This is a genomic window from Nocardioides pyridinolyticus (genome assembly GCF_054653575.1).
This window is the reverse complement of the sequence record NZ_BAAIFY010000001.1, coordinates 363,214-381,756: the sequence shown is the minus strand read 5'-3', so window position 1 is coordinate 381,756 and position 18,543 is coordinate 363,214. Positions and strand designations below refer to the sequence as shown.

Below are 18,543 nucleotides of genomic sequence, written 5' to 3'. Positions count from 1 at the left end.
CTCACTCGACGGACATGAGGAGCGGGTAGCGCTCCTGTCCACCGTCGTACACCACGACGTCGACAGCCGGGTGCCGCTCCTCGACCCAGGCCGCGCAGCGGGTGGCGAGGGCGCCCTCGTCGTCGTCCGCCCCGGCCACGACGGTGACGAGCTCGCCGCCACCGCCGAGCAGACGCTCGAGCACGTCGGTCGCGACGTCGAAGAGGTCCTGCCCGACGACCACGAAGTCGCCCGCGACCACGCCGAGCACGTCGCCGACCTCGCACGGCCCCGCCATCGTCATCGCCTGCCGGGCGGCGACCGTCACCGCACCCTGGCGGGCGTGCCGGGCGGTCGCGGTCATCTCGAGCACGTCCTGGTCGAACGCCCGGCCGGGCTCGTGCACGGCGACCGCAGCGAGGCCGGTGACCTGCGCGTGCGTGGGGATCACCGCGACCCGGATGGCGCCGTCGGAGTCGGCCTCGGCGGTCCGCGCGGCGATCTGGGCGACCCGCACGGAGTCCTGGTCGTTGGGCAGCACCACGACCTCGGCCGCGCCGCAGGCCGTGATCGCCTCGAGCAGCTGGCCGGTGGAGGGGCGCTGCCCCGGGCCGCCGGGTACGACGACCGCGCCGGCCTCCTCGAACAGCGCGGCCAGGCCCGGGCCGGCCGCGACCGCGACGACGCGGCGCCCGCTGACCCCAGCCGTACGCTGGCGCGCCTCGGCGACCTGCTCGGCGAAGTGGGTGACGCGGATCCGGTAGGGCCGGCCGGCCGCGATGCCGGCCTCGACGGCGGCGCCGACGTCGTCGACGTGCACGTGGACGTTCCAGAGCCCCTCGCCGCCGACCACCACGAGGGAGTCCCCCAGGGGCGCGAGTGCCTCGCGGAGCGCCGGGATCGTCTCGTCGGGGGCGTCGAGGAGGTACATCACCTCATACGACGGTCCCTCCGCGGTCAGGTCGCCGGCCGGCTCCGTGACCGGGATCGGGATCACGTGGCTGCCGATCGGCGCGGTGACCGGCACCGGGCGGCGTCCGGTCAGCACGGTCTCGGCGGCGTCGAGGATCACGCTCACGCCGCGGCCACCCGCGTCCACCACGCCCGCGGCGGCGAGCACCGGCAGCTGTTCCGGCGTGCGGGCCAGCGCCTTCCGGGCGGCCTCCGCCGCCTGCGCGAACACGTCGCGGGCACGGGCGTCGCCCTTCTTCGCGGCCTCGGCCGCGGCCTCCGCCGCCGCCCGGATCACCGTGAGCATGGTGCCCTCGACCGGCGTACCGACCGCCGCGTAGCTGGCGTCGGCGGCGCACCGCAGGGCCTCGGCCATCACCTGGGCGTTGCGCTCCCCCGGGTCGGCCTGCCCGATCCGGCGGACCAGCGCGCCGAGCATCTCGCTGAGGATCACGCCGGAGTTGCCGCGCGCGCCGAGCAGCGCTCCCCGGGCGAACGCCGCGAGCGCCGCCCCGAGGTCGTCCCCCGCCTCCCGGACGGCGTCGCGGGCGGCGGAGACGGTGAGGTACATGTTCGTGCCGGTGTCGCCGTCGGGCACCGGGTAGACGTTGAGCGCGTCGATCTCCTCGCGGGCCGCCTCGAGGGCGTCCACCGCGACGTCGACGAAGCGGAGGACCACCTCGAGCGATACCGTGCCGCTCCGAGGGGTCTCCATGGGGTGCGAGGGTAGTGGCCCGGGCACGATTTCGGGGGTTGCGGGGTCGTCGGATACTCTTATGCGGTTGCCCGCTCCCGTGGGCACCCCAGTTCACATCATCGATTCGTTCCAGGAGTTCACGGTGGCTGCCGTCTGCGACATCTGCGCCAAGAAGCCCGGCTTCGGCAACAACCGGCCGTGGTCGCGCAAGATCACGAAGCGTCGCTTCGACCCCAACATCCAGCGCGTCCGGGCCACCGTCAACGGCACCCCGAAGCGTCTCAACGTGTGCACCGGCTGCCTCAAGGCCGGCAAGGTCACCCGCTGACCCCAGCCGCACTCGTCACGAGGCCCCGACCGATCCGGTCGGGGCCTTCTGCATTTCCGCCGAGTCGGCGCTGTCTCAGCTGAGACAGCGCCGACTCGGCCTAGAAGTGGGTCCAGCCGGTGGGTCCCTCGTAGGGAGCACCGTCGACGGTGACGCCCTCCCCCTCGCTGACCGTGCCGATGACGGCCCAGCCCTCCGGAACGGCGTCGACGGCCTCGTACGTCGCCAGCAGCGCGTGGTCCTCGCCGCCGCCCAGGATGAACGTGATGGGGTCGGCTCCGGTGGCGGCGCCGACCGCCTGGAGCGGTTCGGGGATGTCGAACGCGGCGGTGTGGACGTCGATCGCCACGCCCGAGTCCGCGGCGAGGTGGCCGGCGTCGGCGAGGAGGCCGTCGGAGACGTCGATCATCGCGGTCGCACCGGCCTCGGCGGCGACCCGGCCGGCGTCGTACGGCGGCTCCGGACGGCGGTAGGCCTCGACCAGCACCCGCGGCGAGCGGAAGCCGCGGCCCAGCACCGCGAGGCCGCCGGCGGACCAGCCCTGCCGCCCCGCGATGGCCAGGACGTCGCCCGGGCGGGCTCCGGAGCGCAGCACGGGCGCCTGGGTGCAGGCGCCGAGCACGGTGACCGCGATCACGACCTCGTCGGCCCGGGTCAGATCGCCGCCCACGACGGACGCGCCGACGAGCGCGCACTCGTCGGCGAAGCCCCGGGCGAAGTCGAGCGCCCACTGCGCCGGCAGGTCCGGCGGCGCCGCCAGCCCGATCGTGAGCGAGGTGGCCCGGCCGCCCATCGCGTTGATGTCGGAGAGGTTCTGCGCGGCCGCCCGGTGGCCGACGTCCGAGGCGGTCGCCCAGTCCCGGCGGAAGTGCCGGCCCTCCACGATCAGGTCGGTCGAGACCACGACGTGTCCCGACTTCACCCGCAGCACGGCGGCGTCGTCGCCCGGTCCGACGATCACCTGCTCCCCCTGCGGGAACAGCGCGACGAGCTCGCTGATCAGTCCGAACTCGCCGACGTCGGCGAGGGTGGCCTCTGCGGGGAGCGACATGGCCCCATCCCACCAGATGACGGGGTCTGGGGCGCACGGTAGGTTGGCGCACGACAAGTCCGCTGAACGCTGAGGGAGAGACTCGATGGTCGTCCAGGCGTACATCCTGATCCAGACCGATGTCGGCAAGGCCGCCGAGGTCGCCGCCGCCATCGCCCAGGTCAAGGGCGTGACCCTGGCCGAGGACGTCACGGGCCCCTACGACGTCATCGTCCGGGCCGAGGCCCGCAACGTCGACGAGCTCGGCAAGCTGGTCGTCTCGAAGGTCCAGAACCTCGACGGCATCACCCGGACCCTGACCTGCCCGGTCGTCCACATCTGATCCCGCACGCCGCACCCCGACGCCCCTGGCCGCTCGCGACCGGGGGCGTCCTCGCGTGCGTGCTCTTCCTCGCGCTGACCGCGTGCGGCCCGCCGGAGATCGAGAGCGGCGACCTGACCGACGCCGAGGCGCAGGCCTGCCGCGCCCTCGTCGCCGACCTGCCCGACACCGTCCTCGGCGAGGAGTCGGTCGAGGTCGAGGGCGACACCGCGTACGGCGCCGCCTGGGGCGACCCCGCGATCGTGCTGACCTGCGGGGTCGGCGCGGTCGACATCACGCAGGCGCCCCCGTGCACGACCGTCGACGGCGTCGGCTGGGTCGTGCCCGAGGAGGGCGCCGACGAGACGACGTTCGTGGCCGACGGCTACCGCCCCCGCGTGCAGGTGGTCGTGCCGGACGACTACGCGCCCGAGGTGGACGCGCTCACCGAGCTGACCGCCCTGGTCGAGGCGCACACCGAGCTCGAGGACGAGTGCCTCTAGCTCACCGGAGCCCGGTGTCGCGCTGGAGCGCGAGCCGGATCAGCCGGTCCACGAGCGCCGGGTAGTCGACGCCGGACGCGGCCCACATCTGCGGGTACATCGACGTCGGCGTGAACCCCGGCATCGTGTTGATCTCGTTGACGACCACGCGCCCGTCGGGCAGCACGAAGAAGTCGACGCGCGCCAGGCCCTCGCAGCCGACCGCCTCGAACGCGCGCGCCGACATGTCCCGCACCCGCGCCACGACCTCGTCGGGCAGGTCGGCGGGGATGTCGAGCTCGGTGTGCTCCTCGGGCAGGTACTTGGCCGCGAAGTCGTAGAACTCGTGCTCCCCGGAGATCCGGATCTCCGCCGGGACGCTGGTCTCCGCGGTCCCGTCGAGCGCCTGGAGCACGCCGCACTCGACCTCGCGACCGTCGGCGGCGTACGCCTCGACGAGCACCTTGGCGTCGTACCGCAGCGCCTCCTCGATCGCCCCGTCGAGCTCGGAGGCGTGGTGGGCCTTGGAGATGCCGATGCTGGAGCCGCCCCGTGCGGGCTTCACGAACAGCGGATAGCCGAGCTCGGCGGCCCGCTCGCGGCACGCGGGCGCGTCGCGGCCCCACTGGCTCGCCGTGACCGTGAACGACGGCAGCACCGGCAGGCCGGCGGCCGCGAGCACCACCTTCATGTAGGCCTTGTCCATGCTGACCGCGGACGCCAGGACGCCGGCGCCGACGTAGCGCACGCCCGCCATCTCGAGCATGCCCTGGATCGTGCCGTCCTCTCCCCACGGCCCGTGGAGCAGCGGGAACACCACGTCGACCTCGCCGAGGGTGCGGGGCGGCTGCGACGGCTCGGTGACCACCAGTCCGGTGGAAGCCGCCTCGGGCGCCAGCGCGATCGTGGCGCGGTCGCCGTCGACCGCGGGCAGCTCGTCGGGTCCGGTGATGCGCAGCCGCTCCGGGTCGTCCGACTCGAGGACCCAGCGGCCGTCGGTGGCGATGCCGATCGGCACGACGTCGTACTGGTCGCGGTCGATGGCCGCCAGCACGCTCCCGGCCGTCACGCACGAGATGGCGTGCTCGCTGGACTTGCCTCCGAAGACGACGGCGACGCGGGGCTTGGGCTCGTTCATCGCGTCGACCCTATCGGCCCTACGCTCGTGGCCATGAAGCCCGCCACCGTCGCCGTCACCGCCGGACGTCCGCCGCACGACCCGGACCAGCCGCTCAACGTGCCGATCACGATGGCCTCGACCTACGCCGCGACCGGGAACCTCGAGTACGGCCGCTACGGCAACCCGACCTGGACGGCCTTCGAGGACGCCCTCGGCGCGCTGGAGGGCGGCCGCGCGCTCGCGTTCTCCTCCGGCATGGCCGCGGTGACGACCGTGCTCGACCTGGTCGGCCACGACGGGCTCGTGGTCGCGCCGGCGCACTCCTACACCGGCACGCTGCTCCAGCTCGGCGACCTCGAGGGACGCGGGCGGATCCGCACCGAGCTGGTCGACATCACCGACACCGACGCCGTGGCCGCGGCCTGCGAGGACGCCGCACTCGTGTGGTTCGAGTCGCCGACCAACCCGGCGCTCGAGATCGCCGACATCGCCCGGATCTCGGAGGCGGCGCACGCAGCCGGGGCGTACGTCGTCGTCGACAACACCTTCGCCACTCCCCTGCTCCAGCAGCCGCTGAGCCTGGGCGCCGACATCGTCGTGCACTCGGTGACCAAGTTCCTGGCCGGCCACAGCGACGTGCTCATGGGCGCGGTCGTCACGAACGACGAGCAGCTGCACGGCGTCCTCAAGGGCCGGCGCGACCTGCTCGGCTCGACGCCCGGCACGTTCGAGGCCTGGCTGGCGCTGCGCGGGCTGCGCACGCTGCACCTGCGGGTCGAGCGCTCGCAGGCGAACGCCACCGAGCTGGCCGGCCGGCTCGCGGGCCACCCGGCCGTCGCGGAGGTCCGCTACCCCGGCTTCGGCGGCATCGTCTCGGTCGTGCTGGCCGGCGGCGAGCTGGCCGGCGACCTGCTGGTGCGCAAGACCAGGCTGTGGGTGCACGCCACGTCGCTGGGCGGCGTCGAGTCGACGTTCGAGCGGCGACGCCGCTGGAAGGCGGAGCCCGCCACGATCCCAGAGGGGCTGGTGCGGCTCTCGGTCGGCGTGGAGGACGTCGACGACCTCTGGGAGGACCTGTCGGCCGCCCTGGACGACGTCGTGAGCTAGTCCGTCTCGGCCTTCGTCTCGCGGGCGATGAAGGCGTCCATCATCTCGGGCGCGGTCATCTTCCCGGCGACGACGGCGTCGACGTGCTCCGCGATCGGCGCGTCCACGCCGGTGCGCTCGGCGAGCGCCAGCAGCGAGGAGCAGGACTTCGCGCCCTCGGCGACCTGCCGGGTGGCGGCGAGGATCTCGTCGGTGGTCATGCCCTGGCCGAGCTTCTCGCCGAAGGTGCGGTTGCGCGACAGCGGCGACGAGCAGGTCGCCACGAGGTCGCCCAGGCCCGCGAGGCCCATCAGCGTCAGCGGGTTGGCGCCCAGCGCCGTCGCGAGACGGGCGGTCTCGGCGAGGCCGCGGGTGATCACCGAGGCCGTCGTGTTGTCACCGAAGCCGAGCCCGACGGCCATGCCGACCGACAGCGCGACGACGTTCTTATAGGCGCCACCGAGCTCGCAGCCGAGCACGTCCGGGCTCGTGTAGGGGCGGAACGCCGGCGAGTGGATGCGCCGCTGGATCCGCCGTGCGACGTCCTCCTCGGCGCACGCGACCACCGAGGCGGCGGGCTCGCGGCGGGCGATCTCCTTGGCCAGGTTGGGCCCGCTGACGACCGCGATCCGGTCCGGGCCCGCGCCGGTCACCTCCCCGATCACCTGGCTCATCCGCTCGAGCGTGCCCAGCTCGACGCCCTTCATCAGCGAGACGAGGACGGCGTCCTGCTCGACGTACGGCGCCCACTCGACCAGGTTGCGGCGCAGCGACTGCGACGGGGTGGCGAGCACGACGATGTCGGCACCGTGCGCGGCCTTCTCGACGTCGTGGGTCGCGGTGACCTGCGGGGGCAGCTCGATGCCGGGGAGGTACTCGGCGTTCTCGCGCTGGTCGTTGATCGCCTCGGCGACCTCCTCGCGCCGCGCCCAGATCGTGACGTCGTTGCCGGCGTCGGCGAGCACGATCGAGAAGGCGGTCCCCCAGGACCCGGCCCCGAAGATCGCGACCTTGCTCATGGGCGGTCCTTCTTGTTCGGGTTGCCGGTCTGCCGGACGCCGGCCTTCCTCATGTCGAACCGCTCGGCGGGCGCGGTCTCGCCGCGCACCTCCTCGACGAGCGCGGTGATCGCGGCCATGATCCGGGCGGTCGCCTCGTTGATCGTCGCGATCGACCGCTCCTTCGCGCGGAGGTCGTCGAGCGGGATCGGGGTGCCGACCTTCATCGTCACGAGCTTGCGCGGGTAGAGGTCCGGCTTCTTCGCGTACGGCGCCAGCAACTGCTGGGCGCCCCACTGCCCGACGGGGATGACCGGGCAGCCGGTCTCGAGCGCGATCCGGGCCGCGCCGGACTTGCCGGTCATCGGCCAGCCGTCGGGATCGCGGGTGATGGTGCCCTCGGGGTAGACGACGACACACTTGCCGTCGCGGACCGCCTGCACCGCCGCATCGAAGGCGCCGACGGCGTTCTTGCTCAGCCGCTCGACCGGGATCTGGCCGGCGGCCCGGAAGAACGCGCCCAGCGCCTTGTTCTTGAACAGTCCGGACTTGGCCAGGTAGTGCGGGAGCCGGCCGTGGTCGTAGACGAGGTGGGCCGCGGTGAGCGGGTCCACGTGCGAGACGTGGTTGAGCACGATGATGCAGCCCCCGCTCGCGGGGATGTTCTCGGCGTCGATCCACTCGTGCCTGGTCGTCGAGATGAGCGCACCCCGGACGAGGGGCTCGGCGATCCGCCACGCCCAGCTCCGCTTCTCCTGCATCCTCCGAACGACCACGTGCGCAGGCTACTCGGTCGGTGACCTGACAGGATCGACGGCGATGCCCGTGTCCCGCGCCGTCCTCCTGGTCCCCGTCAAGCCGCCCGCCGTCGGCAAGTCACGCCTGCTCGGCGTGGCCGACCGGCGCGCCCTGGCCGAGGCCTTCGCCCTCGACACGGTGGCCGCGTGCCTCGACGCCGAGCTGGTCGGCCGCGTGCTCGTGGTCACCGACGACGCCGAGCTCTCGACCCGCCTGTCCGCGCTCGGGGCGTCCGCCATCCCGGACGGCGTCACCGACGACCTCAACGGCACGCTGCGACAGGCGGCCGCCGAGGCGCGGCGGCGCTGGCCGGACCTGACCCCGGCCGCCCTGTGCGCCGACCTGCCCGCGCTCCGTGCCGCCGACCTCGACGTCGTGCTCGGCCGGGACGCCGCGGGACCGTGGTTCGTTCCGGACGCGGCCGGCGTGGGAACCACGCTCTACGCAGCGGCGTACGACGCCTTCGACCCGCGGTTCGGCCCGGGCTCGCGGCGGGCCCACCTCGACAGCGGGGCCCGCGAGGTCGCGGACGCGCCGGCCTCGGTGCGGCGCGACGTCGACGACGCCGACGACCTGGCCGACGCGATCCGCCTCGGCATCGGGCCACGCACCGCCTTCCTCACCTGATTCCCCCGACATGGACGACGGGCCGCCATCCCGGAGGATGACGGCCCGTCGCTGGTGGAGAGCGTGGCTCAGGACTTCTTGGCCGGCGCCTTCTTGGCGGCGGCCTTCTTGGCCGGCGCCTTCTTCGCGGGCGCCTTCTTGGCCGTGGTGGTCTTCTTGGCCGGAGCCTTCTTGGCCGGGGCCGCCTTCTTGGCCGGAGCCTTCTTGGCGGTGGTCTTCGCGGCCGGCGCCTTCTTGGCCGGGGCCGCCTTCTTGGCGGTGGTGGCCTTCTTCGCCGGAGCCGCCTTCTTGGCCGGAGCCGCCTTCTTGGCCGGAGCGGCCTTCTTGGCGGTGGTGGCCTTCTTGGCCGGAGCGGCCTTCTTCGCGGCGGTCGCGGCCTTCTTCGCGGCCGGGGCAGCGGCGGCGACCGCGACCTTCGGTAGCTTCTTGGCGCCCGACACGACGTTCTTCAGATCCGCACCGGCGGTGAACTTCGGCACCGCGGTCTTCTTCGCCTTGATGCGGGCACCCGTCTGCGGGTTGCGGACCCAGCGGGCCTCACGAACGCGCTTCTCGAACGAGCCGAAGCCCGTGATCGCGACCTTCTCACCCTTCGCAACCTCGCGGGTGATCGTGTCGAGAACCGACTCGAGGGCGTGCGACGCGGCCTTCTTGTTGCCGTCGAATCGCGCCGAGAGTGCCTCGATGAACTCTGACTTGTTCACTGTCTTCCCCTTCAATGAACGACTTGGGTCGAGCCCGTGCTCGACTAACTCCCTTGAACGCTAGGTATTCAGAGCCTCGCTCACAATCACCTCGGGCGTGTTTCGCGAAGTGATTTTGAAACCCGTCGAGTGCGAGAACCGTGCAGCAGAGCCGCTTTCTCCCGTTTTCGCCCTCCGGAAGCGCGCGCGGCTCGACCGGCTCCGAAAATGCGAGAAGGGCGAATCCCCAGCTATTGCTGGGGATTCGCCCTTCTCGACGCCGCGATCAGCTCGCGTGGAGCGTCGCCGGCTTCCAACTCGGACGGCCCGACTCGTAGGCCGCGATGTCGTCCTCGTGGCCGAGGGTGATCCCGATGTCATCGAGGCCCTCGAGCAGGCGCCACCGCGTGTAGTCGTCGATGTCGAAGGAGTCCTCGATCGCGTCGGGACCCTCACCGGCACGGACCGTGCGGCTCTCGAGGTCGACCGTCACGCTGGCACCGGGGTTCTCCTCGAGGTAGTCCCACAGCCGCTGCACGACCTTCTCGTCGACCTTGCCGGTCAGCAGCCCCGCCTTGCCCGAGTTGCCCCGGAAGATGTCCGCGAAGCGTGGCGACAGCACGGCCTTGAACCCGTAGTTCTGCAGGGCCCAGACCGCGTGCTCGCGCGACGAGCCGGTGCCGAAGTTGGGGCCGGCGACGAGGACCGAGCCGGCGGCGTACGCCGGGTTGTTGAGCACGAACGACGGGTCGTTGCGCCAGGCCGCGAACAGCCCGTCCTCGAAGCCGGTACGCGCCACGCGCTTGAGGTACTCGGCCGGGATGATCTGGTCGGTGTCGACGTCGCTGCGTCGCAGCGGGACACCGACGCCGGTGTGGGTCGTGAACTTCTCCATGTCAGTTGCTCCCAACGGTGACGAGGTCGGCGGGGCTGGACAGCGTGCCGCGGATGGCGGTCGCCGCGGCGACCGGGACCGAGACCAGGTGCGTGCGACCGCCCTTGCCCTGCCGGCCCTCGAAGTTGCGGTTCGAGGTCGAGGCGCTGCGCTCGCCCGGCGCGAGCGTGTCGGGGTTCATGCCCAGGCACATCGAACAGCCCGCGCCGCGCCACTCGGCACCGGCCTCCTTGAAGACCAGGTCGAGGCCCTCGGCCTCGGCCTCGAGGCGCACGCGCGCCGAGCCCGGGACGACGAGCATGCGGGTGCCGTCGGCGACCATGTGTCCCTTGATCACCTCGGCCGCGAGGCGCAGGTCCTCGATCCGACCGTTGGTGCACGAGCCGACGAAGACCGTGTCGATGTGGACCTCGCGCAGCGGGGTGCCGGCCTCGAGGTCCATGTAGCGCAGGGCGTTCTCGGCCGCGACCTGCTCGATCGCCTCCTCGAAGTCGGCCGGGGCGGGGACGGTGCCGCCGAGCGGCGCGCCCTGGCCCGGGTTGGTACCCCAGGTGACCCACGGGGTCACGTCCGCGGCGTCGATGACGATCTCCTTGTCGAAGACGGCGTCGTCGTCGGTGACCAGCGTCCGCCAGTGCGCGACGGCCGCGTCCCACTCGGCGCCCTTCGGCGCCTCCGGCCGGTCCTTGAGGTAGTCGAAGGTGACCTCGTCCGGCGCGATCATTCCGGCCTTGGCGCCCCACTCGATGCTCATGTTGCAGACGGTCATGCGGCCCTCCATCGAGAGCGCGCGGATCGCCGCGCCGCGGTACTCGACGATGTAGCCCTGGCCGCCGCCGGTGCCGGTCTGCGTGATCAGGTAGAGGATCAGGTCCTTGGCGGTGACGCCCTCGGGCAGTTCGCCGTTCACCGTGACCGCCATCGTCTTCGGGCGGGCCTGCGGCAGCGTCTGGGTGGCGAGCACGTGCTCGACCTCCGACGTACCGATGCCGAAGGCGATCGCGCCGAACGCGCCGTGGGTGGCGGTGTGCGAGTCGCCGCAGACGATCGTCATGCCCGGCTGGGTCAGGCCCAACTGGGGGCCGACGACGTGCACGATGCCCTGCTCGACGTCGCCGAGCGGGTGGAGGCGGACGCCGAACTCCTCGCAGTTCCGGCGCAGGGTCTCGACCTGCGTGCGCGAGACGGGGTCGGCGATCGGCTTGTCCCAGTCGACGGTCGGGACGTTGTGGTCCTCGGTCGCCAGGGTCAGGTCGGGGCGGCGGACCTGGCGGCCCGCGAGGCGCAGGCCGTCGAAGGCCTGCGGCGAGGTGACCTCGTGAATGAGGTGCAGGTCGATGAAGAGGAGCGCGGGCTCCCCGTCGACCGCGCGGACGACGTGCTCGTCCCACACCTTCTCTGACAAGGTCTTGCCCATGGTTCTCTCCCTCACGTCTTCGTGAACCGTGCTGTGACGCAGTAGTGCTGTCTCACAGAGCGTACTACTTGCATCCCATTGTGTGAGACGGCAGTATTGCCATATGGACACCTCCAGCGGAGTCGGCGTGCTCGACAAGGCCGCCCTCGTGCTCACTGCCCTCGAGTCGGGCCCGGCCACGCTCGCGGGCCTCGTCGCCGGCACCGGCCTCGCCCGGCCCACGGCCCACCGGCTCGCCGTGGCGCTCGAGCACCACCGCCTCGTCGCCCGCGACATGCAGGGCCGCTTCGTGCTCGGGCCGCGCCTCTCCGAGCTCTCCGCCGCGGCGGGCGAGGACCGCCTGCTCGCGACCGCCGGCCCGGTGCTGGCGCGACTGCGCGACATCACCGGCGAGTCCGCGCAGCTCTGGCGCCGCCAGGGCGAGCACCGCGTCTGCGTCGCGGCGGCCGAGCGCCCGTCCGGCCTGCGGGACACGATCCCGGTGGGCTCGCAGCTGACCATGCGCGCCGGCTCGGCCGCCCAGGTGCTGCTCGCGTGGGAGGACCCCGAGCGGATGCACCGCGGCCTCCAGAACGCCGCCTTCTCGGCCGCCGCGCTGTCCGGCATCCGCCGCCGCGGCTGGGCCCAGTCGGTCGGCGAGCGCGAGCAGGGCGTGGCCTCGGTGTCCGCGCCCGTCCGCTCCCCCGGCGGCAAGGTCATCGCCGCGGTCTCGGTCTCCGGCCCGCTCGAGCGCCTGTCCCGCCAGCCCGGCCGGATGCACGCCCCCGCGGTCCTGGCCGCTGCCGAGCGGCTGTCGGAGTCGCTGCGGCGGGCGGCTGCTGAGTAGTCGTCAGAAGAGCGAGTCCTGCTCCAGCGACAGCAGGAGCTGCTTGCGGTCGAGGCCGCCGGCGTACCCGGTGAGGGTGCCGTTGGCGCCGATGACGCGGTGGCACGGGATCACGATCGGGATCGGGTTGCGGCCGTTGGCCAGGCCGACGGCGCGGGACGCGGCGTTGGTCATGCCGAGGCGGTGCGCGATCTCGCCGTACGACGCCGTCTCCCCCCAGCCGACGCCGAGCAGCTGCGCCCACACGCGCTGCTGGAAGTCGCTGCCCTGCGGCGCGAGCGGCAGGTCGAACTCCTTGAGGTCGCGGGCGAAGTAGGCGTCGAGCTGGCGCACGCACTCCACCAGCACCGGGTGGGCGTCGTCGCGGTCGCCGCGGACACGGCCGTCCTGGCTCTGCCCGACCGGGGGGAAGGGCGAGAACTCGATCGCGGTGATCGCGCCGCCCCGCTCGACGATGCGCAGCGGCCCGATCGGGGACTCCATCACGGTCCACATGTCAGTTCTCCTTCTCCATGAGGGTCTGCCAGAGGTGCAGCTGCGCGTACGAGCGCCAGGGCGCCCAGCCCTCGGCGAGCGCCGCCGCGGTCGACGGGTCGCGGCCGAGGCCGGCGAGCGCGTCGCGGATGCCGATGTCGGTCGGCAGGAAGACGTCGGGGTGGCCCAGCGCGCGGAGGGCGACGTAGTCGGCCGTCCACGGCCCGATGCCGGGGATGTCGAGCAGGGCCCGGCGCACGTCGTCGCGGTCGGGGCCGCGGTCGAGGGCGAGGTCGCCCGCGGCCAGCGCCGCGCACAGCGCGACCAGCGCGCGGCCGCGCGAGCTCGGCATCGGCAGGTCCTCGGGGTCGAGCGCCGCCAGCGTCGCGGCGTCCGGGAAGAGGTGGGTGAGCCCGTCGACCGGCTGCGCGAGGGGCCGGCCGTGCTCGGCGACGAGCCGGGCGGCGACCGTCCGCGCGCCGGCCACGCTGACCTGCTGGCCGAGCACCGCGCGCACCGCGATCTCGTGGCCGTCGACGTGGCCGGGCACCCGCAGGCCCGGGTTGGCCCGCACCAGCGGCCCGATCACCGGGTCGCCCGCGAACGCGTCGGCGACGGCGACCGGGTCGCAGTCGGCGTCGAGCAGCCGGCGCACGCGCTCGGTCGCCGCCGCGGTGTCGCGCAGGTCGTCGAGCATGAACGTCGCGGCCGCGAACGCCGTCTCCCCCGGGGTCTCGACGTCCGGCACCTCCAGCCGGACCGTGCCGGTGCCGTGCGGCAGCGACAACGTGCGGGCGTACCAGCCGGGGCCGGAGGCCTCGACGCCCGGGATCGCGCGGACCGCGAGGAAGTGGAGCAGCGCGCTGCCGGCGTACGGCGTGCGCACGGCCAGCCGCATGGCGACCGTGCCCGTGGCCGGGCGACCCCCGCGACGCCCGCGGAGGTCGGTCGGCGAGGACGCGTAGACCTCGCGGATCGTGTCGTTGAACTGGCGCACGCTGGCGAAGCCCGAGGCGAACGCGATGTCGGCGTAGGTCAGCTCGGTCGTCTCGATGAGCACCCGTGCGGTCTGCGCACGGCGGGCGCGGGCGAGGGCGAGGGGGCCGGCGCCGAGCTCGGCGGTGACGATGCGCGTGAGGTGGCGCGGGGTGTAGCCGACCCGGCGGGCCAGTCCGTCCACGCCCTCGCGGTCGACGACGCCGTCGGCGATCAGCCGCATCGCACGTCCGGCGGCCGACGCGGCGACGTCCCAGTCCGGACTGCCCGGCGTCGCGTCGGGGAGGCAGCGCTTGCAGGCGCGGTAGCCGGCGGCCTGCGCCGACGCGGCGCTCGGGTGGAACGTGACGTTCGGGAACGCCGGGGTCCGGGCCGGGCAGGACGGGCGGCAGTAGATGCCCGTGGTCCGCACCGCGGTGTAGAAGACGCCGTCGAACCGGCGGTCCCGCGACTTCACGGCGCGGTAGCACGACTCCGGGTCGAGGGTCGGTGACGTCATGGCGTCATCCTGACCGACCCCACCGGCAAGTTCTGGCGGAAATCGGACACGGCGACGAGCCTAGCCCTCCCGGGAGCACCCCTGGGTCGTGGCGCCCGTCGCTAGGGTGGTGAAGGATCTCGGGAATCCTGTGTGAGAGGAATCCCGGCGTGCCCCGTCCCGCCACGCGACGGCATCGACGCACGGTCATCATCGTGATCGTGGTGGCCGAACTGGTCGTCGCCCTGCTGACGGGCGCCGGCGTCGTTCTCGCATACAACCGGGTCGACCAGAAGATCGACGCCGGCCCCGCGATCGTGCACCCGCCCGGCGTCGAGCGGCCCGAGCCCGAGCTCCCGACCGGGTCCTTCAACCTCCTGGTCATCGGGACCGACACCCGCGACTGCGACGGCTGCGGCATCGACCGCGAGGGCGGCCTGGGCGGGTCGGACCTCACGATGCTGCTTCACGTGGCCGACGGGCGCCGCGAGGCGTACGGCATCTCGATCCCCCGGGACACCCTGGTCGCCCGCCCGGAGTGCCACGACGGCCGGAAGACGATCCCCGGCGCCAGCGACGTGGCGTGGAACGAGGCGTACGCCGTCGGCGGCGCCTCCTGCACGGTGGCCCAGGTCGAGGCCGTCACCGGGATCTTCATCGACGACTACGTCGTGGTCGACTTCGGCGGCTTCAAGGACATGGTCGACGCGATCGGGGGCGTGCAGGTCTGCATCCCGTCCGACATCGACGACGACGAGCACAACATCCACCTCGACGCGGGCACGCAGGTGCTGCACGGCGACGACGCCCTGGCCTACGTCCGCCAGCGCAGCTCGACGCCGAACTCGGACCTCGGCCGGATGAAGCGCCAGCAGGCGTTCGTCGCCTCCATGCTGAGCCAGGTGATGTCGGCGAACACCCTCACGCGGCCCGACAAGCTCTACAACTTCGCCAGCGCGCTCGCGGACTCGATCACGACCAACCCCGAGCTCGCCAGCGTCGGCGAGCTGGCCAAGCTGGCGTCCTCGCTGCGCAAGGCGGACCTCGACAGCATCCGGTTCGTCACCGCCCCCACGTCCGAGTTCCCGATCGGCGACCCGAACTGGGGCCGCCTCCAGCTCACCCCCGAGGCCGATCAGCTCTGGCAGAAGGTGATCGACGACCGGCCGCTCGGCGCCTTCGGCCGCGGCGCGATCAGCGGCCGCAACCCGAGGGGGTCCGCGGAGAACGCCGCCGCGAACGGCCTGTGCGCCTGACGACACGTCCCGGTGGACGCGTGGGAGCGCGGCCGAGCAGCGGTCATCCCACCGACCTCGCCGCTGGACCAGGACTGGGGACGGCCCCGGCGCGCTCGACGCGGCGACGCGACCCCAGGAATCCCGCGCCACCGGCGATGACGAGGACTCCGGCCGGAACCAGGAGCTGTGCCACCAGCCAGGTTGTGGGCTGGGACCGGGTCGGGATCGCGTCCGCCTGCTGGAAGGTGCCGACGTTGTTCTCGATCGTGGTGACCAGTGCGTCGAAGCGAGCCAGGATGTCCGGCATCTCCTGGAGGCCGGTCGCGACGTCGGGGAACTGCTCCCCCAGGGTCGCTGCGAGCTGGTCGGGAGTCACGCCGAGCATCGTCGCCAGACCGGCCAAGGCCTCGCCGTTGAGCTGATCGTCCATCTTCTGGATCGTCGTCAGGTAGTCACGCGCCTGTTGTGCTCCCGCATCGGTGAACACCGGGCGGAACGCACCCGTCAGGTCGTCGACAGCCTGCGTCTTCTGCGGAACCGAGAGCAGGAAGGTGACCGCGACGACGGCCACGCCGAGAGCCGCGACTCCCATCAGCAACCGCCTGCCGGACGAGGGGGCCGCATGCGTCGGTGGGGTGCGGAGCAGGAACACGCCGAGGAGCAGGGCCACGATGCCGAGCACCACGAACAGCCAGTGGACCGTCTTCGCCGGCAGGAACCCGGTCGGGACCGCGTCGGCGTCGTGGAAGTTGCCCTGCTGCTGGTTCAGCGCGTCCACCGTGGCGTTGAAGTACGGCAGGCTCTCGGGAAGCTGCTGCATTCCCGCCCCCACCTCCGGGTACTCGTGCCCGAGCGCGCTGACGAACTCGTCCGGGCTGATCCCCAGCTGCCGGGCCAGAGAGGGAACTGCCTCGTCGTGGAACTGGGCGGCGAAGGCATTGACGGTCCCGATGTCGGCATTGGTCTGCTCAAGACCGGCGTCGGAGAAGACCGGGCGGAAGTCCCCGGTCATGTCGTCGACAGCAGCGGTCTTGCCGCTGTACCCGAGAGCGAACGGGCTCACCAGCCAGAACGCCCCCACCAGGAGGACGAGGCCTGCGGCGATGCGTCGGATCATGTTCGAACTCCTCATCGTGGAAGTCGGTGGACGAGCGAGAGCCAGACTGGCGCGGTGCCGCGGGCCCGAGCCTCTCGGCCCACCCCCAGTGAGAGTGGTGCAACTGTCGACGCCCTCGGGCCGACGTTCCTGGGTGCGGGACACGAGATCCACGCGCCCACCCACCGCGAGCAGCACCGGCCGTCTGCGTTCCTCCATGCCGAACGCCATAGGCACAAGCGACCAGGAAGAGGCACCCTGATGTGATGACTGTCACATCCGGCGACCTCGCCGACCAGGTCGCCCGCAGTCCCGGGCGACTCTCCAGCGTGGCCATGGCCGCCCGGATCCTGCGCGAGTTCGGCAAGCACAGCACTCAGCTGGGCGTGAGTCAGCTCGCCCGGCGGGTCGGCGTGGGCAAGAGCACCGCCCACCGCATCATCTGGACCCTCGTCCAGGAAGGCCTGCTCGAGAAGGTCGAGGAGACCGGGTTGTTCCGGCTGACCACGACGATGCGCTCGCTCGGCGCCAGCGCCGAGACGGCCCAGCGCCTGCACGAGGCGGCGACCATCCCGCTCGACCAGCTGCGCCAGAAGACCGCCGGCACCCTGCACGTCGCGATCCTCGACGGAAGCGACGTGCTGTACGTCGAGCGACGTGAGGGGCCGGGTGCGTTCTCCGTCTTCCGGGCGGTCGGCAGTCGCAACTCGGCGCACGTGACCTCGACCGGCAAGGTGCTCCTGGCCTACCTTCCGGTCGAGCACCAGCGGCGTCTGGTCCAGACCATGCGCCTGACGCCGAAGACGTCTCGGTCCATCACCTCCAGGACGGAGCTCCTGGCCGAGCTGGCCCGGGTTCGCTGCCAGGGCTACGCCGAGAACCGCGGCGAGTCGCAGCCCGGCATCTCCTCGATCGCCGCACCGATCCGCGATCCCCTCCACCACGTGGTGGCGGCGGTGTCGGTGGCGGAGTCCATGGAGGACGTCGATCGCGGCCTGCGCCACCTGATCGGCCCCCTCGTCGAGACCGCCGCCCGCATCTCCTCCGGCCTGAGTGGCAACCAGTGATCTACCTGCGCGGACCGGCGGCCCCGCGCAGGCAGACGCTCACTCGACGACCGATACCAGCGCGATGAACCGTAGGGCCGTGAGGGTGTGGGTCAGCAGTCCCTTCACCACCAGCCTGTGCCTGGCGATCTCACCGAGCACGTGGAGGCCCCGCCTGGTGAAGAACCCGGCGGGCAGCAGGCCGGCGCCCTTCATCTTCAGCTGAGACACGTCGGTGATCTGGTCGACGCTGGCGATCACCGTCACGCTCGGGCGACCCACCATGCCGTTGTAGACGGTGGCCTCGTGCTCGCCGAAGACGATCGTGGCCGAGGTGTCCGTATCCGTGCTGTAGACCGCGACCGGCCTGCGCACCCGGCGCGCGATGGCGATGCGGCCCGGATACTTCTCCAGGTTCTGCCCCAGCAGCATGGCCAGGGTGCTCGCCAGACCGTTCGCGTCCTCACCTTCGTGCAGCTCGAACGGATAGCCCTGAGTGCTCACGTCGGTCACCATCGGTCCTAGACATTCCAGTCGGTGGGCACCTTGCCCCACGACAGCAGGAAGTTGTTGAAGGCGCCCGCGTTCTCGATCGCCGCCGACATCGGCCCCTTCTTGAACTTGATCTTCCCGGCCAGCAGGAACTTCCCGCCTTCGCTCGCACCCGAGGCCGCCGCCTGCCACGTCGCGAGCCCGGCGTCGATGACCAGCCACAGGTCGGACTCGTCGTACTGGGGCCCCGACCAGCTGGCCACCCTTCCTTCCTTCCACTCCATGTGCGTGACCAGGTCACGCTCGGCGCAGGTGAAGGCCATGCGGTGGGTGAAGGTGGAGGCGTCCTTGAACCCCTTGATGGTCGCCTCGTGCGCGTTCACCACCGGTACCGCTACCTCACACCACTCAGGCGAGAAGAACTTCAACTCATCGGCCACAGCTAGCTCCTTGTCGATCGGTCGCGTGCAGCACGGGGATCCGG

At 72.2% G+C, this 18,543-nt stretch carries 21 protein-coding genes; 8 read left to right on the top strand and 13 right to left on the bottom strand.

Going from position 1 to position 18,543, the window contains the following annotated elements:
- Window position 1 precedes the first annotated feature (1 nt).
- A complete protein-coding gene (locus ACYQ0U_RS01970; protein ID WP_459968800.1) occupies window positions 2-1,645 on the bottom strand; it encodes a DAK2 domain-containing protein in 1,644 nt (547 codons plus the stop codon).
- Window positions 1,646-1,769: 124 nt separating this feature from the next.
- On the opposite strand from ACYQ0U_RS01970, the gene rpmB reads away from it, so the two are divergent.
- Window positions 1,770-1,955, top strand: a complete 186-nt coding sequence (rpmB, locus tag ACYQ0U_RS01965) for a 50S ribosomal protein L28 (protein ID WP_011756723.1) — start codon at window positions 1,770-1,772, stop codon at window positions 1,953-1,955.
- A gap of 100 nt (window positions 1,956-2,055) precedes the next feature.
- On the opposite strand, the gene ACYQ0U_RS01960 is transcribed toward rpmB, so the two are convergent.
- Window positions 2,056-3,006 (bottom strand): thiamine-phosphate kinase, encoded by a 951-nt coding sequence (locus ACYQ0U_RS01960; protein WP_459968796.1) that lies wholly within the window; start codon window positions 3,004-3,006, stop codon window positions 2,056-2,058.
- Window positions 3,007-3,091: 85 nt separating this feature from the next.
- On the opposite strand from ACYQ0U_RS01960, the gene ACYQ0U_RS01955 reads away from it, so the two are divergent.
- Both ACYQ0U_RS01955 and ACYQ0U_RS01950 read left to right on the top strand, forming a co-directional pair.
- Window positions 3,092-3,328: an Lrp/AsnC ligand binding domain-containing protein gene (locus tag ACYQ0U_RS01955; RefSeq protein WP_028636164.1), complete on the top strand. Its 237-nt coding sequence runs from the start codon at window positions 3,092-3,094 to the stop codon at window positions 3,326-3,328.
- Between the two features lie 59 nt (window positions 3,329-3,387).
- Complete coding sequence (locus ACYQ0U_RS01950; RefSeq protein ID WP_459968793.1) at window positions 3,388-3,810, top strand: DUF3515 domain-containing protein; 423 nt, start codon at window positions 3,388-3,390, stop codon at window positions 3,808-3,810.
- A 1-nt stretch (window position 3,811) separates the two neighbouring features.
- On the opposite strand, the gene ACYQ0U_RS01945 is transcribed toward ACYQ0U_RS01950, so the two are convergent.
- Complete coding sequence (locus ACYQ0U_RS01945; RefSeq protein WP_459968790.1) at window positions 3,812-4,927, bottom strand: D-alanine--D-alanine ligase family protein; 1,116 nt, start codon at window positions 4,925-4,927, stop codon at window positions 3,812-3,814.
- Between the two features lie 33 nt (window positions 4,928-4,960).
- On the opposite strand from ACYQ0U_RS01945, the gene ACYQ0U_RS01940 reads away from it, so the two are divergent.
- Entirely contained in the window at window positions 4,961-6,016 is a 1,056-nt protein-coding gene (locus tag ACYQ0U_RS01940) for a trans-sulfuration enzyme family protein (RefSeq protein WP_459968788.1), read from the top strand.
- Here ACYQ0U_RS01940 and ACYQ0U_RS01935 read toward each other — a convergent pair.
- Complete coding sequence (locus ACYQ0U_RS01935; RefSeq protein ID WP_459968786.1) at window positions 6,013-7,014, bottom strand: NAD(P)H-dependent glycerol-3-phosphate dehydrogenase; 1,002 nt, start codon at window positions 7,012-7,014, stop codon at window positions 6,013-6,015. The genes ACYQ0U_RS01940 and ACYQ0U_RS01935 overlap by 4 nt on opposite strands.
- Window positions 7,011-7,769, bottom strand: a complete 759-nt coding sequence (locus ACYQ0U_RS01930) for a lysophospholipid acyltransferase family protein (protein ID WP_459968784.1) — start codon at window positions 7,767-7,769, stop codon at window positions 7,011-7,013. Before ACYQ0U_RS01930 ends, ACYQ0U_RS01935 begins: the two co-directional genes overlap by 4 nt.
- A gap of 43 nt (window positions 7,770-7,812) precedes the next feature.
- Here ACYQ0U_RS01930 and cofC point away from each other — a divergent pair, with 43 nt between their 5' ends.
- Window positions 7,813-8,418: a 2-phospho-L-lactate guanylyltransferase gene (gene cofC / locus ACYQ0U_RS01925; RefSeq protein WP_459968782.1), complete on the top strand. Its 606-nt coding sequence runs from the start codon at window positions 7,813-7,815 to the stop codon at window positions 8,416-8,418.
- A 68-nt stretch (window positions 8,419-8,486) separates the two neighbouring features.
- Here cofC and ACYQ0U_RS01920 read toward each other — a convergent pair whose 3' ends face one another.
- The 3 genes from ACYQ0U_RS01920 to leuC form a co-directional block, all read right to left on the bottom strand.
- A complete protein-coding gene (locus tag ACYQ0U_RS01920) occupies window positions 8,487-9,122 on the bottom strand; it encodes an HU family DNA-binding protein (RefSeq protein WP_459968780.1) in 636 nt (211 codons plus the stop codon).
- Window positions 9,123-9,387: 265 nt separating this feature from the next.
- Window positions 9,388-9,996, bottom strand: a complete 609-nt coding sequence (leuD, locus tag ACYQ0U_RS01915) for a 3-isopropylmalate dehydratase small subunit (protein WP_459968778.1) — start codon at window positions 9,994-9,996, stop codon at window positions 9,388-9,390.
- Between the two features lies 1 nt (window position 9,997).
- On the bottom strand, window positions 9,998-11,413 hold the full coding sequence (gene leuC / locus ACYQ0U_RS01910) for a 3-isopropylmalate dehydratase large subunit (protein ID WP_459968868.1): 1,416 nt from the start codon (window positions 11,411-11,413) through the stop codon (window positions 9,998-10,000).
- Between the two features lie 103 nt (window positions 11,414-11,516).
- Between leuC and ACYQ0U_RS01905 the strand changes: the two genes are divergently transcribed.
- On the top strand, window positions 11,517-12,239 hold the full coding sequence (locus ACYQ0U_RS01905) for an IclR family transcriptional regulator (protein WP_459968777.1): 723 nt from the start codon (window positions 11,517-11,519) through the stop codon (window positions 12,237-12,239).
- 3 nt (window positions 12,240-12,242) lie between these two features.
- Here ACYQ0U_RS01905 and ACYQ0U_RS01900 read toward each other — a convergent pair whose 3' ends face one another.
- Window positions 12,243-12,734 (bottom strand): methylated-DNA--[protein]-cysteine S-methyltransferase, encoded by a 492-nt coding sequence (locus tag ACYQ0U_RS01900; protein WP_459968775.1) that lies wholly within the window; start codon window positions 12,732-12,734, stop codon window positions 12,243-12,245.
- 1 nt (window position 12,735) lies between these two features.
- Complete coding sequence (locus ACYQ0U_RS01895; RefSeq protein ID WP_459968773.1) at window positions 12,736-14,208, bottom strand: AlkA N-terminal domain-containing protein; 1,473 nt, start codon at window positions 14,206-14,208, stop codon at window positions 12,736-12,738.
- A 149-nt stretch (window positions 14,209-14,357) separates the two neighbouring features.
- Between ACYQ0U_RS01895 and ACYQ0U_RS01890 the strand changes: the two genes are divergently transcribed.
- Complete coding sequence (locus ACYQ0U_RS01890; RefSeq protein ID WP_459968771.1) at window positions 14,358-15,443, top strand: LCP family protein; 1,086 nt, start codon at window positions 14,358-14,360, stop codon at window positions 15,441-15,443.
- A gap of 43 nt (window positions 15,444-15,486) precedes the next feature.
- Here the strand turns inward: ACYQ0U_RS01890 and ACYQ0U_RS01885 are convergent, their stop codons facing one another.
- Entirely contained in the window at window positions 15,487-16,542 is a 1,056-nt protein-coding gene (locus ACYQ0U_RS01885; protein ID WP_459968769.1) for a hypothetical protein, read from the bottom strand.
- Between the two features lie 245 nt (window positions 16,543-16,787).
- Between ACYQ0U_RS01885 and ACYQ0U_RS01880 the strand changes: the two genes are divergently transcribed.
- Window positions 16,788-17,588, top strand: a complete 801-nt coding sequence (locus ACYQ0U_RS01880) for an IclR family transcriptional regulator (RefSeq protein WP_459968767.1) — start codon at window positions 16,788-16,790, stop codon at window positions 17,586-17,588.
- A 39-nt stretch (window positions 17,589-17,627) separates the two neighbouring features.
- Here ACYQ0U_RS01880 and ACYQ0U_RS01875 read toward each other — a convergent pair whose 3' ends face one another.
- Both ACYQ0U_RS01875 and ACYQ0U_RS01870 read right to left on the bottom strand, forming a co-directional pair.
- A complete protein-coding gene (locus tag ACYQ0U_RS01875; protein ID WP_459968765.1) occupies window positions 17,628-18,080 on the bottom strand; it encodes a hypothetical protein in 453 nt (150 codons plus the stop codon).
- A gap of 8 nt (window positions 18,081-18,088) precedes the next feature.
- Window positions 18,089-18,499 (bottom strand): hypothetical protein, encoded by a 411-nt coding sequence (locus ACYQ0U_RS01870; protein ID WP_459968763.1) that lies wholly within the window; start codon window positions 18,497-18,499, stop codon window positions 18,089-18,091.
- Window positions 18,500-18,543 lie beyond the last annotated feature (44 nt).

Coding starts and splice junctions, on each gene's coding strand:
- ACYQ0U_RS01960 (WP_459968796.1), bottom strand. CDS start 3,006: ATGTCGCTCCCCGCAGAGGCCACCCTCGCCGACGTCGGCGAGTTCGGA.
- cofC (WP_459968782.1), top strand. CDS start 7,813: ATGCCCGTGTCCCGCGCCGTCCTCCTGGTCCCCGTCAAGCCGCCCGCC.
- ACYQ0U_RS01895 (WP_459968773.1), bottom strand. CDS start 14,208: ATGACGTCACCGACCCTCGACCCGGAGTCGTGCTACCGCGCCGTGAAG.
- ACYQ0U_RS01970 (WP_459968800.1), bottom strand. CDS start 1,645: ATGGAGACCCCTCGGAGCGGCACGGTATCGCTCGAGGTGGTCCTCCGC.
- ACYQ0U_RS01880 (WP_459968767.1), top strand. CDS start 16,788: ATGACTGTCACATCCGGCGACCTCGCCGACCAGGTCGCCCGCAGTCCC.
- leuC (WP_459968868.1), bottom strand. CDS start 11,413: ATGGGCAAGACCTTGTCAGAGAAGGTGTGGGACGAGCACGTCGTCCGC.
- ACYQ0U_RS01945 (WP_459968790.1), bottom strand. CDS start 4,927: ATGAACGAGCCCAAGCCCCGCGTCGCCGTCGTCTTCGGAGGCAAGTCC.
- ACYQ0U_RS01905 (WP_459968777.1), top strand. CDS start 11,517: ATGGACACCTCCAGCGGAGTCGGCGTGCTCGACAAGGCCGCCCTCGTG.
- ACYQ0U_RS01885 (WP_459968769.1), bottom strand. CDS start 16,542: ATGATCCGACGCATCGCCGCAGGCCTCGTCCTCCTGGTGGGGGCGTTC.
- ACYQ0U_RS01940 (WP_459968788.1), top strand. CDS start 4,961: ATGAAGCCCGCCACCGTCGCCGTCACCGCCGGACGTCCGCCGCACGAC.
- leuD (WP_459968778.1), bottom strand. CDS start 9,996: ATGGAGAAGTTCACGACCCACACCGGCGTCGGTGTCCCGCTGCGACGC.
- ACYQ0U_RS01935 (WP_459968786.1), bottom strand. CDS start 7,014: ATGAGCAAGGTCGCGATCTTCGGGGCCGGGTCCTGGGGGACCGCCTTC.
- ACYQ0U_RS01900 (WP_459968775.1), bottom strand. CDS start 12,734: ATGTGGACCGTGATGGAGTCCCCGATCGGGCCGCTGCGCATCGTCGAG.
- ACYQ0U_RS01955 (WP_028636164.1), top strand. CDS start 3,092: ATGGTCGTCCAGGCGTACATCCTGATCCAGACCGATGTCGGCAAGGCC.